Source organism: Streptococcus sp. NM (genome assembly GCF_003390135.1).
In the GTDB taxonomy this organism is placed as follows: domain Bacteria; phylum Bacillota; class Bacilli; order Lactobacillales; family Streptococcaceae; genus Streptococcus.
Window position 1 is genome coordinate 26,174 of sequence record NZ_QUOS01000001.1, and the last position, 14,122, is coordinate 40,295.

At 41.6% G+C, this 14,122-nt stretch carries 15 protein-coding genes and 1 pseudogene; all 16 read left to right on the top strand.

The features are described from left to right. Window positions 1-8: 8 nt before the first annotated feature. Window positions 9-2,798 (top strand): translation initiation factor IF-2, encoded by a 2,790-nt coding sequence (gene infB / locus DXN33_RS00180; RefSeq protein WP_115903929.1) that lies wholly within the window; start codon window positions 9-11, stop codon window positions 2,796-2,798. Window positions 2,799-3,049: 251 nt separating this feature from the next. Beyond that, window positions 3,050-3,400, top strand: a complete 351-nt coding sequence (gene rbfA, locus DXN33_RS00185) for a 30S ribosome-binding factor RbfA (RefSeq protein WP_001273601.1) — start codon at window positions 3,050-3,052, stop codon at window positions 3,398-3,400. A gap of 249 nt (window positions 3,401-3,649) precedes the next feature. Further along, window positions 3,650-4,153, top strand: a complete 504-nt coding sequence (locus DXN33_RS00190) for a hypothetical protein (RefSeq protein WP_001067003.1) — start codon at window positions 3,650-3,652, stop codon at window positions 4,151-4,153. A 20-nt stretch (window positions 4,154-4,173) separates the two neighbouring features. Next, window positions 4,174-4,731: a hypothetical protein gene (locus tag DXN33_RS00195; RefSeq protein WP_053090677.1), complete on the top strand. Its 558-nt coding sequence runs from the start codon at window positions 4,174-4,176 to the stop codon at window positions 4,729-4,731. A gap of 12 nt (window positions 4,732-4,743) precedes the next feature. After that, window positions 4,744-5,853, top strand: a complete 1,110-nt coding sequence (locus DXN33_RS00200; protein ID WP_115903931.1) for an SPFH domain-containing protein — start codon at window positions 4,744-4,746, stop codon at window positions 5,851-5,853. Window positions 5,854-5,895: 42 nt separating this feature from the next. Further along, a pseudogene (locus DXN33_RS00205) lies at window positions 5,896-5,982 on the top strand (ribosome-binding factor A); the annotation flags it as partial. A 151-nt stretch (window positions 5,983-6,133) separates the two neighbouring features. Next, complete coding sequence (locus tag DXN33_RS00210) at window positions 6,134-6,913, top strand: hypothetical protein (protein ID WP_181897257.1); 780 nt, start codon at window positions 6,134-6,136, stop codon at window positions 6,911-6,913. A gap of 1 nt (window position 6,914) precedes the next feature. Then, the gene (locus tag DXN33_RS00215; RefSeq protein WP_115903934.1) at window positions 6,915-7,097 is read left to right on the top strand and encodes a hypothetical protein; all 183 of its coding nucleotides are present in this window, start codon (window positions 6,915-6,917) and stop codon (window positions 7,095-7,097) included. A gap of 110 nt (window positions 7,098-7,207) precedes the next feature. Continuing rightward, the gene (locus DXN33_RS00220) at window positions 7,208-7,441 is read left to right on the top strand and encodes a DUF1858 domain-containing protein (protein ID WP_000368739.1); all 234 of its coding nucleotides are present in this window, start codon (window positions 7,208-7,210) and stop codon (window positions 7,439-7,441) included. Further along, on the top strand, window positions 7,441-8,775 hold the full coding sequence (locus DXN33_RS00225) for a DUF438 domain-containing protein (RefSeq protein ID WP_115903935.1): 1,335 nt from the start codon (window positions 7,441-7,443) through the stop codon (window positions 8,773-8,775). Before DXN33_RS00220 ends, DXN33_RS00225 begins: the two co-directional genes overlap by 1 nt. 9 nt (window positions 8,776-8,784) lie before the next feature. Further along, window positions 8,785-9,039, top strand: coding sequence for a DUF1912 family protein (locus tag DXN33_RS00230; RefSeq protein ID WP_115903937.1), 255 nt, complete (start codon window positions 8,785-8,787; stop codon window positions 9,037-9,039). Window positions 9,040-9,134: 95 nt separating this feature from the next. Continuing rightward, the gene (locus DXN33_RS00235) at window positions 9,135-9,530 is read left to right on the top strand and encodes a helix-hairpin-helix domain-containing protein (protein ID WP_000038635.1); all 396 of its coding nucleotides are present in this window, start codon (window positions 9,135-9,137) and stop codon (window positions 9,528-9,530) included. A 282-nt stretch (window positions 9,531-9,812) separates the two neighbouring features. Further along, window positions 9,813-10,391: a flavin reductase family protein gene (locus DXN33_RS00240; RefSeq protein ID WP_115903939.1), complete on the top strand. Its 579-nt coding sequence runs from the start codon at window positions 9,813-9,815 to the stop codon at window positions 10,389-10,391. Beyond that, a complete protein-coding gene (locus DXN33_RS00245) occupies window positions 10,378-10,848 on the top strand; it encodes a GNAT family N-acetyltransferase (RefSeq protein WP_115903941.1) in 471 nt (156 codons plus the stop codon). Before DXN33_RS00240 ends, DXN33_RS00245 begins: the two co-directional genes overlap by 14 nt. Continuing rightward, window positions 10,848-11,426, top strand: coding sequence for an AAA family ATPase (locus DXN33_RS00250; protein WP_115904463.1), 579 nt, complete (start codon window positions 10,848-10,850; stop codon window positions 11,424-11,426). Before DXN33_RS00245 ends, DXN33_RS00250 begins: the two co-directional genes overlap by 1 nt. Beyond that, window positions 11,419-14,070, top strand: a complete 2,652-nt coding sequence (locus DXN33_RS00255; protein WP_115903943.1) for a valine--tRNA ligase — start codon at window positions 11,419-11,421, stop codon at window positions 14,068-14,070. Before DXN33_RS00250 ends, DXN33_RS00255 begins: the two co-directional genes overlap by 8 nt. Window positions 14,071-14,122 lie beyond the last annotated feature (52 nt).

The following is a 14,122-nucleotide window of genomic DNA, read 5'->3' on the forward strand; positions in this document are numbered from 1 at the left end:
GACATGATTTGTCTAAGAAAAGATTGTACGAAATCGCAAAAGAACTTGGAAAAGAAAGTAAAGAAGTTGTAGCGCGTGCAAAAGAGTTGGGCTTGGATGTGAAAAGCCACTCATCAAGTGTGGAAGAAGCTGTCGCTGCAAAAATCGCTGCCAGCTTTAAGCCTGCAGCTGCTCCGAAAGCCGAAGCAAAACCTGCAGCACCAAAAGCAAGTGCAGAAAAGAAAGCCGAAAAATCTGAGTCAGCTAAACCAGCTGTAGCTAAGGAAGAGGCAAAAGCGCCAGAGCAAGTTGCTCCGAAGGCAGAAAAAGTAGCAGCTAAACCGCAAAGCCGTAATTTTAAGGCTGAGCGTGAAGCTCGTGCCAAAGAACAGGCAGAACGACGCAAGCAAAATAAGGGCAATAACCGTGACCAACAAAACGGAAACCGTCAGAAAAACGATGGCCGTAATGGTGGAAAACAAGGTCAAGGCAATCGCGACAATCGTCGCTTTAATGACCAAGCTAAGAAACAGCAAGGTCAGCAAAATCGTGGAAATGAGCGCCGTCAACAAGAGGACAAACGTCCACATCAAGCGGCTCCACGTATTGACTTTAAAGCCCGTGCAGCAGCCCTAAAAGCAGAGCAAAATGCAGAATATGCCCGTTCAAGTGAGGAACGTTTCAAGCAGACTCAGGCTGCCAAAGAAGCCTTGGCTCAAGCTAACAAACGCAAGGAGCCAGAGGAAATCTTTGAAGAAGTGGCTAAGTTAGCTGAACAAGCGCAACAAGTTCAAGCAGTGGTTGAACCAGCTCCTGTAGCTAAAGAAGCGCCAGTGGATACACGTCGTAAAAAACAAGCTCGACCAGACAAAGAACGTGATGATTATGATCACGAAGAAGATGGTCCTAGAAAACAACAAAAGAATCGAAGTAGTCAAAATCAAGTGAGAAATCAAAAGAATAGTAACTGGAATAACAACAAAAAGAACAAAAAAGGCAATAACAAGAACAATCGTAATCAGACTCCAAAACCTGTTACAGAGCGTAAATTCCATGAATTGCCAACAGAATTTGAATATACAGATGGTATGACCGTTGCGGAAATCGCAAAACGTATCAAACGTGAACCAGCTGAAATCGTTAAGAAACTTTTCATGATGGGTGTTATGGCCACACAAAACCAATCTTTGGATGGGGAAACAATTGAACTCCTCATGGTGGATTACGGTATCGAAGCCAAACAAAAGGTTGAAGTGGACAATGCCGACATCGAACGTTTCTTTGTCGAAGATGGTTATCTCAATGAAGATGAATTAGTTGAGCGTCCACCAGTTGTGACGATCATGGGACACGTTGACCACGGTAAAACAACACTCCTAGATACCCTTCGTAACTCTCGTGTTGCGACAGGTGAAGCAGGTGGTATCACTCAGCATATTGGTGCCTACCAAATCGTGGAAAATGGCAAGAAGATTACCTTTCTTGATACACCAGGACACGCGGCTTTTACATCTATGCGTGCGCGTGGTGCTTCTGTTACCGATATTACTATCTTGGTTGTAGCGGCAGATGACGGGGTTATGCCTCAGACTATCGAAGCCATTAACCACTCAAAAGCGGCCAACGTTCCAATCATCGTAGCCATTAACAAGATTGATAAACCAGGTGCTAACCCAGAACGCGTTATCGGTGAATTGGCAGAGCATGGTGTTATGTCAACTGCTTGGGGTGGAGATTCTGAATTTGTTGAAATTTCAGCTAAATTCAACCAAAACATCGAAGAATTGTTGGAAACAGTCCTTCTTGTGGCTGAAATCCAAGAACTCAAGGCAGACCCAACAGTTCGTGCGATTGGTACAGTTATCGAAGCTCGCTTGGATAAAGGAAAAGGTGCGGTCGCAACCCTTCTTGTTCAACAAGGTACCTTGAATGTTCAAGACCCTATCGTTGTTGGAAATACCTTCGGTCGTGTCCGTGCTATGACCAATGACCTTGGTCGTCGTGTTAAAGTTGCTGGACCATCAACACCAGTTTCTATCACAGGTTTGAATGAAGCGCCAATGGCGGGTGACCACTTTGCCGTTTACGAGGATGAAAAATCTGCGCGTGCAGCCGGTGAAGAGCGTGCCAAACGTGCCCTCATGAAACAACGTCAAGCTACCCAACGTGTCAGCCTTGAAAACCTCTTTGATACGCTTAAAGCTGGTGAACTCAAATCAGTTAACGTTATCATCAAGGCCGACGTACAAGGTTCTGTTGAGGCCCTTTCTGCCTCACTTCAAAAGATCGACGTAGAAGGTGTCAAAGTTACTATCGTCCACTCAGCAGTCGGTGCCATCAACGAATCTGACGTGACCCTTGCGGAAGCTTCAAATGCCTTTATCGTTGGTTTCAACGTACGCCCTACACCACAAGCGCGTCAACAAGCTGAAGCTGACGATGTAGAAATCCGTCTCCATAGCATTATCTACAAGGTTATCGAAGAGATGGAAGAAGCTATGAAAGGGATGCTTGACCCAGAATTCGAAGAAAAAGTTATCGGTGAAGCAGTTATCCGTGAAACCTTCAAGGTGTCTAAAGTGGGAACTATCGGTGGATTCATGGTTATCAACGGTAAAGTTACCCGTGACTCTAAAGTCCGTGTTATCCGTGACGGTGTTGTTATCTATGACGGTGAACTCGCAAGCTTGAAACACTACAAAGACGATGTCAAAGAAGTTACAAACGGTCGTGAAGGTGGATTGATGATTGATGGCTACAATGATATCAAGACTGATGATGTGATTGAGGCCTATGTCATGGAAGAAATTAAGAGATAAGATTTTTTGCTCCTTTCTTAGGTGGTGAGGGACGCAAGCAAACCGATGGTTTCATTGCTTATTTTTGAGCCTAGGGTCTCAAAAATCCCCTGTGATGGGACTGATAAATCAGTTCCATCACTTTCACCACGGCGAAAGAAGCAGATGATTTCAAATTGAACTTCGTTTCAATTTGAATTAAAAATCAAGAAGTTTAAAAATAGCTAGGTCTGCTGGCCTAGCTTTTGGTTCAAAGTAGAGAAAGGAATATCATGGCAAATCATTTCCGTACGGATCGTGTGGGCATGGAAATCAAGCGTGAAGTCAATGAGATTTTGCAAAAGAAAGTCCGTGATCCGCGTGTCCAAGGCGTGACCATCACAGATGTTCAGATGCTGGGTGACTTGTCTGTTGCCAAGGTTTACTACACCATTTTGAGTAACCTTGCTTCAGATAATCAAAAAGCCCAAATCGGGCTTGAAAAAGCAACTGGTACTATCAAACGTGAACTTGGTCGCAATTTGAAATTGTACAAAATCCCAGATTTGACTTTCGTCAAAGACGAATCCATCGAATATGGAAACAAGATTGACGAAATGCTACGCAATCTGGATAAGAACTAAAAAGGAGGGGTAACCCTCTTTTTTGGTGGGGGAAAATAGGTGGAATTTGAAATGGGAAAATATTCTTTTATAGTGGATTGAAAATCAAATTAATTTCTAAAAATGTTTTAGCAATCGTTTCCTACTATTCTAGATTCAATATACTATAACTAGAATTCTGTATTTTTAAAGGTTAGCTAATTAGAAAATGCTTTTTTTTTTTTAGCAAATATGATATGATGATTTCATAAATAAAAGGAGATTCTATTAATGAATAATGTAAAAAAAGTTTGTCGTTTAGCTTTGCTATGTCTTTCCGTCTCTACTCTAGTTGCTTGTAGTTCTCTTTCTGAAAAAACAAGTAGCTCTTCTAGTGAGAATCAAACAGAAGCTTCATCTAGTAGTTCTGAGAAGAAAGGGTTGTTTGCTAAAGCAAAAGAAAAACTCAGTTCAAGCGATTTTAACCCACAAGATGTTAGCGATACGACAATTGAGTCTATAAAAACCTATGAAGATTACTTGATTATGAATGAGAAAATAATCGATAATTACTATACAGAAGCAGACGAAGCCTTTAAAGGGACTGTTTTAGAAGATAGTGCTGCTATCCAAGAACTGAAAGATAGCACTAAAAAAGAGATGGAAGATCTGAAAAAACAATATGGTCCACTCAAGAAAGCACCGATTCAAGGAAAAGAAGAAGTGATTAAGACTCTAAAAGATTATCGTGATAATCTACATGAACAAGTGGAGCAGTGGAAAGCTAGTCTTTAATAGGAAGAGTGGAGTTCAATATGGATTATCAATTATTGCCACATGAATACATGGTTATGAATAGTGACCATGTGAGTTTTGGGAAAAATGGTTTGGCTACAGATGAATTAATTTTAACGAATCTACACTTAATACATATCAAAAAAAGTTTTTGGGGAGGGAAAAAAGACCAGGTTACCATTCCTATTAACCAGATTAAAATTTTTGAAGGGAAACCTCAAGTTTCAGTAACCAAAACCAATGGTATGAAACGGTTGGAAATTTATTATAATGGCGGGCAAGCTATCTTTTCATTTAATAATACTAAGGATACTGACAAGTGGGCTAGAAACATTATTAAATTGATTTCAGGTGATACAAGTAATTTTGAAACCTTGGGAGATAGTAGCTTGTTTGGAGCAGATGTTTTGGCAGAAACATTTAAGGATACATTTGACACTTTTAAAGCAGGGCTTGGGATTAAGGATGCAGAGCCAGAAAAGATTTCAACCAAGTGTAGCTTTTGTGGAGCACCTTTGTCAGGTCAAGTGAAGCAAACAGTGAGATGTGCCTATTGTGATATGGAGCAGAGTTTATAAGGGGGCAATTAAATGGGGTTGATAAAAGCAATCACAGATTCTATTGGTGGGACATTTGCAGATCAGTGGAAAGAAATTATCACAGTTCAAGCTTTTGATGAACATACAGCTGTAAGTCCCGGTATTGTTCAAGAAAGTAATAATGGTAGGGGTGTCAATACGAAGGGATCTGTAGGTGTTATTTCGAACGGATCCAAGATTTTTATTCCGGAAAATACTGCTGCCTTTATTTTTAGTCAGTCTGGTATCGAGGAAATTGTCACAGAACCAGGTGGATATGAATATCAAAATGGTGAGAGCAGTGTTTTTAACGGTGATGGATTGAAAAAGTCACTGTTTGACAATGTTGTTAATCGTGTTGGATTCGGTGGTCAAAGTGATCAGCAAAAACAGATTTGTTTTGTTGATTTGAGAGAAATTCGTGATATTAAATTTGGGACTCGTGGTCCAGTCATGTATAATGATTTGTTTTATGGTACAGATTTAGAAGTACGTGCTTTTGGAACATTTTCTATCCAAATTACAGATGCTAAGCAATTTATCAGAAATTTTCTTCCTGCCAATGTGACTTATTATACTTTCGACAGTGCTCAAGCTAGATCACAAATAGTGACAGAGTTTCTCCAATCTTTTATTGTTGCACTCAATTCTTTGTCCACAACTTATCGTATTTCACAATTGCCGTCACAAGCTTCAATTCTTGCAACCCAAGTATCGAATGATGGACAGTATGCAGGGACTTGGAAAGAACGTTTTGGATTTGAGATTGTAAAAGTTGCCATTGCTAATATTGAGTTCTCACCAGAATCTAAAGAATTGGTTAAACAATTTTCATCAAATAAGATGAATTTAAAGGCTTATGATGATGTATCGCAGAAAGCTTCTAATATTGCAGCACAACAAAAAATTGCATCAGGAGTGGAGCAACATGGTCTAGGTGATAGTGCTGGCATGATATTTGGAATGAATATGGCTCAAAGTTTAGATGAAAAAGCCATGAAACCAAGTCTATCATTAGATGAGCAAATCGAAGCACTTACAAAACTAAAATCTCTTTTAGACGCAGGGATACTATCTCAGGAAGAATTTGATCGAAAGAAAAAAGAAATTATGGATTTATAATGATAGGAACTAAGTATCGTTATTAATAAAAAGATGTGACATCTCCCAGATTTGACCTTCGTCAAAGACGAATCCATTGAATATGGAAACAAGATTGACGAGATGCTACGCAATCTGGATAAAAACTAAGAAGGAGGGTGCACTCCTCTTTTTTGGTACTTGTACGTTTCTAGTTATCAATGGCTATATTTGTATTTGCAAAAAAATAGTTTAAAAAATTTGTAAATACATCATAGTATGATATGATAAAGTTTAATAAGAATGATAAATGGAGATACATATGGCTAAACAAGATATAGTAATGCAAGTGCTACAACAAGTGGTGAAATTGCCTGTAGTCAAAGTTGATCGAGAGAAATTTTTAGTTGAAAAGTTTTCCAAAGAATTAGGACGTAAGAACATTACTAGGTTAATTGAGCAAGGTCCTACTGCTATGTTACCTAAGGCAACCTTGGATCGAGTAGCCAAGGCTTGTATTAAGGAAAATGTCTTACTAGCGAGTGGAGCTTCTGTTTTGGCAGGTTTACCTGGTGGAATTGCTATGGCTATTACTATTCCCACTGATGTAGCACAATTTTATGGCTTTTCTCTGAAATTAGCACAAGAATTAGGTTATATATATGGCTTTGATGATCTTTGGGGCTCACGAGAAGAATTGAATGAAGAAGCTAAAAAAACACTTTTATTGTATCTTGGTGTGATGTTAGGAGTTGATGGTGCGGGTGCTCTACTTCGCTTTAGTGGTGTTACAGTAGCTAAAAAAATGATAAATGTAGTGAACAAAAAAGCATTTACAAAGACGATTTGGTATCCTATTTTGGAAAAAGTCTTGAAAATTTTCGGTGTTAACTTGACAAAAGGAGGATTAACTAAAGGAATGGGAATCGTAATTCCTATTCTAGGTGGTGTTATTTCTGGAGGATTAACCTTTACGACCATGAAAACAATGGGTGAAAGGCTACAAAAAGAGTTGTCCAAACTAGTAAACTATAGTGAAGTTCAATATCAAGAAGATGTTGAAACAATCCGAAAAGAGGTTGAAATAATCGAAGGTGAGTGAGATGAACCCTATCAAAGCTTTTGCTAAAATCTATGGTAATTACTTTTTGACCATGCAAGGTGTAAAAGTAATGAAAACGATAAAGAAAGATGACCATGCCGTTGTCGGTCTGGGAAAACTCTTTATTGCAGATAAGCTAATGGATACGGCTCGGTGGCTCATTAAGCCAGAGGATAAGGAATAACTTGAAAATGAAAGAAACTAGCAGGAACTCTACTGCTAGTTTTTTAATCTCTTTCCTTGTGGTATAATGAAAGCAGTAAAATCATTTTAGAACATACAATGGAGGTCGTCATGGACAATATCATCGATGTGTCAATTCCTGTTGCAGAAGTGGTGGATAAGCATCCAGAAGTCTTGGAAATTCTAGTTGAGCTTGGTTTTAAACCTCTTGCCAATCCCTTGATGCGCAATACAGTTGGTCGTAAGGTATCGCTCAAACAGGGTTCTAAGCTTGAAGGAACTCCTATGGACAAGATTGTCCGCACACTGGAAGCTAATGGCTACGAAGTGATTGGATTAGACTAATGGCAGATGAACGGATTCATGTCCTACGGGATATTTTGTTAGAATTGCATAATGGTGCCTCTCCTGAGTCGGTTCAGGAGCGCTTTGATGCGACCTTTACAGGTGTTTCAGCAATCGAGATTTCCCTTATGGAGCACGAGCTGATGAACTCAGACTCAGGTGTTACCTTTGAAGATGTCATGGAACTCTGTGATGTCCATGCCAATCTTTTTAAAAATGCTGTTAAGGATGTCGAAGTTGCAGATACCGAGCACCCAGGTCACCCAGTTCGGGTCTTCAAAGAAGAAAATCTGGCCCTCCGTGCGGCCTTGATTCGCATTCGGAGATTGTTAGATACTTATGAATCTATGGAAGACGAGGAAATGCTGGCGGAGATGCGCAAGGGCTTGGTGCGTCAGATGGGACTTGTAGGTCAATTTGACATCCACTACCAGCGCAAGGAAGAGCTCTTTTTCCCCATCATGGAGCGCTATGGTCACGATTCACCTCCTAAAGTTATGTGGGGAGTGGATGACCAGATTAGGGAACTCTTTCAAACAGCTTTAGCGACAGCCAAGTCACTACCAGAAGTGCCGATTAGCACTGTAAAGGAAGATTTTGAAGCCTTTGCGACAGAGTTCGAAAGTATGATTTTCAAGGAAGAGTCTATCCTTCTCATGATTCTCCTCGAGTCCTTTACTCAGGATGACTGGCTTCAGATTGCGGAGGAGAGCGATGCTTACGGCTATGCTATCATCCGTCCGTCTGAGAAATGGGTGCCAGAACGTCAGCGCTTTGTTGAGGAAAAGAGTGCAGGGGAGCCCGTGCAACTAGACACAGCTGAAGGCCAAGTGCAACAAGTTATTGATACACCAGAAGGCCAGTTCACCATTACCTTTACCCCTAAGGAAAAGGAAACAGTGCTGGACCGTCATAGTCAGCAGGCTTTTGGCAATGGCTATCTTTCAGTCGAGCAGGCCAATCTCATCCTCAATCACCTCCCCATGGAGATTACCTTTGTCAATAAAGACGATATTTTCCAGTATTATAATGACAATACGCCAGCTGATGAGATGATTTTCAAACGAACACCGTCCCAAGTTGGGCGCAATGTCGAACTCTGCCATCCTCCCAAGTACTTGGACAAGGTAAAGACTATTATGAAGGGTCTTCGTGAAGGAGTCAAGGATAAGTATGAAATGTGGTTCAAGTCTGAGTCGCGAGGCAAGTTTGTTCATATTACCTACGCTGCAGTGCACGATGAAGAGGGAGAATTCCAAGGTGTGCTGGAGTATGTTCAGGATATTCAACCCTACCGTGAGATTGACACGGACTATTTCCGTGGATTAGAATAAGGAGAAAAAATGAGTTACGAACAAGAATTTATGAAGGAATTTGAAGCCTGGGTCAATACCCAAATCATGATCAATGACATGGCGCACAAGGAAAGCCAAAAAGTCTACGAAGAAGACCAAGACGAGCGTGCCAAAGATGCCATGATTCGCTACGAAAGTCGCTTGGATGCTTATCAGTTCTTGCTTGGTAAGTTTGAAAACTTCAAAGCAGGCAAGGGATTTCATGATTTGCCAGAAGGCTTGTTTGGTGAGCAAAATTATTAAACGAGATAGATTCTTGATTTTTTACTAAAATCTTGATAGAATATTTATATTAAATCCTTGTCAGAGCAGGGGTTTTTTATTGAAAGGATTTTATCATGTCAAAGAAACTCAATCGTAAAAAACAATTACGAAATAGCCTCCGTCGCGCAGGTGCTTTTTCAAGTACTGTTACTAAGGTTGTAGAAGAGACAAAAAAAGTCGTGAAACGTGCAGAACAGTCAGCAAGCCAAGCTGGTAAGGCTGTTTCTAAAAAAGTTGAACAAGCAGTAGAAGCTACTAAAGAACAAGCTCAAAAAGTAGCCAATTCTGTAGAAGATTTTGCAGCAAACTTGGGTGGACTTCCACTTGACCGTGCCAAAACTTTCTATGATGAAGGAATCAAGTCTGCTTCAGATTTCAAAAATTGGACTGAAAAAGAACTCCTTGCCTTGAAAGGAATTGGCCCAGCTACCATCAAGAAATTGAAGGAAAATGGCATCAAGTTCAAGTAATCTTTCTTGTGCCTTGCATTTCCGTTAAAATCTTGCTACAATAGAGCCATTAGAGGTGTTTTGAATCTCACATTTTACAGAAAGTGGCGGTGCTGAGAAGTCCACAAGTGTGTCAAAACTGGTTGCTAATGGATAAAAAATTGAAATAAAAGTGTCTTTTTGTTTTAAAGACGAGAGTTGCGGGCTCTGCCCGAAATTGGGTGGTACCGCGGATAAATACATTCGTCCCTGTCATGTAGATGACAGGGATTTTCTTTTGCGTCTTAGTAAAAGGAGGTTGTTATGAAGCAATCTTTTAAAACAAGTAAACTCTATTATGGTTTTCCTATCTTCATTTTGGGGTATCAGGATCAGAATTTTGGACACAATATTACGACATGTAGCTCCTCTTATAGCTTGGGAGATTGGCTAGTCATTGGTGTCGGAGCTGAGGAAAATGTGGCTGAGCAAATCAAGCATTACCAGAAGTTTACTGTGAATATTCCTGATGAAAATCTCATGCTCGAGATGGAGCAGGCTGGTTTTATCAGTCATCGAGAGAAATTAAAACACCTGGGACTAGACTACGAGATTTCTGAACAGACTCAGTCTCCGATTTTAGAGGCCTGTCCAGTCGTATTGGACTGTCAGGTAGATCGGATTATCGAGGAAGATGGAATTTGTCATATCTTTGCCAAGATTATCGAACGACTTGCTGATCCTGAACTCTTGGATGATAAGGGACATTTTAAAAATGACCGTTTTTCACCGACTTACTTTATGGGGGACGGTTACCAGCGCGTTTATCGCTATTTAGATAATCGTGTTGACCCTATGGGGAGCTTCATCAAGAAAGCGAGGAAGAAGGATGTCGAGAGATGAATTACCAGAACGATTAGAAACCGAACGTCTCGTTTCACGAGTCCGGACAGTCGCTGATGCTGAGGATATCTTTGATTATGCTAGTCGTCCAGAAGTTTCTTACCCAGCAGGCTACGGGATTGTCGTCAAAGGAACCGATAAAGTCATTGGTTCTGTTGACTTCAACCATCGCCATGGGGACGATGTGCTAGAGCTTGGCTATACCCTGCACCCAGACTATTGGGGTCGAGGTTATGTTCCAGAAGCAGCGCGAGCTTTGATTGACCTAGCTTTTAGAGAACTAGGTCTTCACAAGATTGAATTGACTTGTTTTGGATACAATGTCCAAAGTCAACGAGTCGCAGAAAAACTTGGATTTACCCTTGAAGCTCGCATAAGAGACCGTAAAGATATTCAAGGAAATCGTTGTGACAGTCTGATATATGGCTTGCTGAGGAGTGAATGGGAGGTGATTTGATGCATCTTTTCATCATTGGTGCTCCAGCATCAGGAAAAATGACCATTGGTCAAGAATTATCTCGACTGACGGATGCTACCCTATTTTATAACCATCAAGCCATCGATTTTGCACTAGAAATCTATCAGGACTATACAGAGGAAATGTGGGAATTTGTTCGTGGAATCACCTTTTCATTCCTTGGAGCAAGTGCAAGAAATCAGAGATCAGTAATTTTAACTGACGTAATTGATTTTTCAAATCAGTACCAGCTGATGTATTTAAAGCAAATTCAGAATTTGTTGGATGATTATCATCAAGATATTCTTTTTGTTGAGTTGGAAACAAGTCTTGAAGAGCGCTTACATCGAAATCAAACGGAGAACCGGTTGAAGCACAAGCCCTTGAAACGGCATATTGAGGTATCTGAAAGAGAAATTTTAGAGACAGCTGAAACCCTTCAATTAAATTCCCAACATCAACCGAATGAGTTGCACCACTACTTTAAAATAAATAATACGAATTTGTCTGCAGAAGAAGCTGCTAAGCAAATTCAAAATAAAATGAATACAATAGAGAAAGGACAAACACATGTCTAAAGAACTTTCACCTAAATACAATCCAGCCGAGGTTGAGGCTGGTCGTTACCAAAAATGGCTTGACGCCGATGTTTTCAAGCCTTCAGGCGATAAAAAGGCTAAGCCTTATTCAATCGTCATTCCACCACCAAACGTAACTGGGAAACTTCACCTTGGTCACGCTTGGGATACAACTCTTCAAGATATCATTATCCGTCAAAAACGCATGCAAGGTTTTGACACCCTTTGGCTTCCAGGTATGGACCACGCTGGGATTGCCACTCAGGCTAAGGTTGAGGAGCGCTTACGTGGTGAGGGCATTACACGTTATGACCTAGGTCGTGAGAAATTCCTCGATAAGGTTTGGGAATGGAAAGACGAATATGCCACTACCATCAAGGAACAATGGGGCAAGATGGGGCTCTCTGTAGACTACTCTCGTGAGCGTTTCACTCTTGACGAAGGTTTGTCAAAAGCGGTTCGCAAGGTCTTTGTGGACCTTTATAAGAAAGGCTGGATTTACCGTGGTGAGTTTATCATCAACTGGGACCCAGCAGCTCGCACAGCCCTTTCTGATATCGAGGTGATTCACAAGGACGTAGAAGGTGCCTTCTACCACATGAACTACATGCTGGAAGACGGCTCGCGCGCCCTTGAAGTTGCGACAACTCGTCCTGAGACCATGTTTGGGGACGTTGCCGTTGCGGTCAATCCAGAAGACCCACGCTACAAGGACTTGATTGGAAAAAGCGTCATCCTTCCAATCGCTAATAAACTCATCCCAATCGTTGGGGATGAGCATGCTGATCCTGAGTTTGGTACTGGTGTCGTGAAAATCACACCTGCCCACGATCCAAACGACTTCTTGGTTGGTCAACGCCACAACTTGCCGCAAGTCAACGTCATGAACGACGACGGAACCATGAACGAACTGGCCTTTGAATTTGCAGGCATGGACCGTTTTGAAGCTCGTAAGGCAGTCGTTGCTAAGTTGGAAGAAATCGGCACTCTCGTTAAAATTGAAAAACGTGTCCACAGTGTTGGTCACTCAGAACGTACCGGCGTTGTAGTTGAACCACGCTTGTCTACTCAATGGTTCGTCAAGATGGACCAATTGGCCAAAAATGCTATTGCCAACCAAGACACAGAGGACAAGGTTGAATTCTACCCACCTCGTTTCAACGATACCTTCCTCCAATGGATGGAAAATGTTCACGACTGGGTAATCTCTCGTCAGCTCTGGTGGGGTCACCAAATTCCTGCATGGTACAATGCTGAGGGTGAAATGTACGTCGGTGAAGAAGCTCCAGAAGGTGACGGATGGACACAAGATGAAGACGTCTTGGATACTTGGTTCAGTTCAGCACTTTGGCCGTTCTCAACTATGGGCTGGCCTGATGTCGATTCAGAAGACTTCAAACGTTACTTCCCAACTTCAACCTTGGTTACAGGTTACGACATCATCTTCTTCTGGGTATCTCGTATGATCTTCCAATCCTTGGAATTCACTGGTCGTCAGCCATTCCAAAACGTCCTTATCCATGGTCTTATCCGTGACGAGCAAGGACGCAAGATGTCTAAGTCTCTCGGTAACGGGATTGACCCAATGGATGTCATCGAGAAATACGGTGCTGATGCCCTTCGTTGGTTCCTTTCAAACGGTTCTGCACCAGGACAAGACGTGCGCTTCTCTTACGAAAAAATGGATGCTTCGTGGAACTTCATCAACAAGATCTGGAACATCTCTCGCTACATCCTCATGAACAATGAAGGATTGACCCTTGAGCAAGCAACTGCCAATGTCGAAAAAGTTGTTAACAAGGAAGCTGGCAACGTTACAGACCGCTGGATTCTCCACAACCTCAATGAAACTATCGGAAAAGCAACTGCCAACTTTGATAAGTTTGAGTTTGGTGTCGCTGGACATATCCTCTACAATTTCATCTGGGATGAGTTTGCGGACTGGTACGTTGAGTTGACTAAGGAAGTCCTTTACAGCGATAATGAAGAAGAGAAAGTCATCACACGCTCTGTTCTCCTTTATACTTTGGACAAGATCCTTCGTCTCCTTCACCCAATCATGCCATTCGTGACAGAGGAAATCTTTGGACAAATCTCAGAAGGCTCTATCGTGACAGCAGAATACCCAACTGTCAATCCAGCCTTTGAAGATCTTGCTGCTCACACAGGTGTAGAAAGCCTCAAAGACTTGATCCGTGCCGTTCGTAATGCGCGTGCGGAAGTAAACGTGGCACCAAGCAAACCTATCACCATCCTTGTTAAGACAAGCGATAGCGACTTGGAAGCCTTCTTTAACAGCAATGTCAACTACATCAAACGCTTCACAAATCCAGAGCACTTGGAAATCGCATCAAACATCCCTGCACCTGAACTCGCGATGTCAAGCGTCATCACAGGAGCAGAGATCTACCTGCCACTGGCAGACCTCCTCAATGTCGAAGAAGAACTGGCTCGTCTCGACAAGGAACTGACTAAATGGCAAAAAGAATTGGATATGGTCGGCAAGAAGCTCTCTAACGAACGCTTCGTAGCCAACGCCAAACCAGAAGTCGTCCAAAAAGAACGCGACAAACAAGCCGACTACCAAGCGAAATATGATGCGACCGTAGCACGTATTGATGAGATGAAGAAGTTGGTGAAATAAGTTATATACCTCGGCAATTTGCTGGGGTTTTTGGTATAATGATTTTACATTT

Excerpts from the sequence above, each read along its gene's own strand:
- DXN33_RS00235 (WP_000038635.1), top strand. The coding sequence starts at position 9,135 with ATGTCAAAGAAACTCAATCGTAAAAAACAATTACGAAATAGCCTCCGT.
- DXN33_RS00255 (WP_115903943.1), top strand. The coding sequence starts at position 11,419 with ATGTCTAAAGAACTTTCACCTAAATACAATCCAGCCGAGGTTGAGGCT.
- DXN33_RS00230 (WP_115903937.1), top strand. The coding sequence starts at position 8,785 with ATGAGTTACGAACAAGAATTTATGAAGGAATTTGAAGCCTGGGTCAAT.
- DXN33_RS00220 (WP_000368739.1), top strand. The coding sequence starts at position 7,208 with ATGGACAATATCATCGATGTGTCAATTCCTGTTGCAGAAGTGGTGGAT.
- DXN33_RS00195 (WP_053090677.1), top strand. The coding sequence starts at position 4,174 with ATGGATTATCAATTATTGCCACATGAATACATGGTTATGAATAGTGAC.
- DXN33_RS00210 (WP_181897257.1), top strand. The coding sequence starts at position 6,134 with ATGGCTAAACAAGATATAGTAATGCAAGTGCTACAACAAGTGGTGAAA.
- rbfA (WP_001273601.1), top strand. The coding sequence starts at position 3,050 with ATGGCAAATCATTTCCGTACGGATCGTGTGGGCATGGAAATCAAGCGT.
- DXN33_RS00190 (WP_001067003.1), top strand. The coding sequence starts at position 3,650 with ATGAATAATGTAAAAAAAGTTTGTCGTTTAGCTTTGCTATGTCTTTCC.
- DXN33_RS00245 (WP_115903941.1), top strand. The coding sequence starts at position 10,378 with ATGTCGAGAGATGAATTACCAGAACGATTAGAAACCGAACGTCTCGTT.
- DXN33_RS00200 (WP_115903931.1), top strand. The coding sequence starts at position 4,744 with ATGGGGTTGATAAAAGCAATCACAGATTCTATTGGTGGGACATTTGCA.
- DXN33_RS00215 (WP_115903934.1), top strand. The coding sequence starts at position 6,915 with ATGAACCCTATCAAAGCTTTTGCTAAAATCTATGGTAATTACTTTTTG.
- DXN33_RS00225 (WP_115903935.1), top strand. The coding sequence starts at position 7,441 with ATGGCAGATGAACGGATTCATGTCCTACGGGATATTTTGTTAGAATTG.
- DXN33_RS00250 (WP_115904463.1), top strand. The coding sequence starts at position 10,848 with ATGCATCTTTTCATCATTGGTGCTCCAGCATCAGGAAAAATGACCATT.
- DXN33_RS00240 (WP_115903939.1), top strand. The coding sequence starts at position 9,813 with ATGAAGCAATCTTTTAAAACAAGTAAACTCTATTATGGTTTTCCTATC.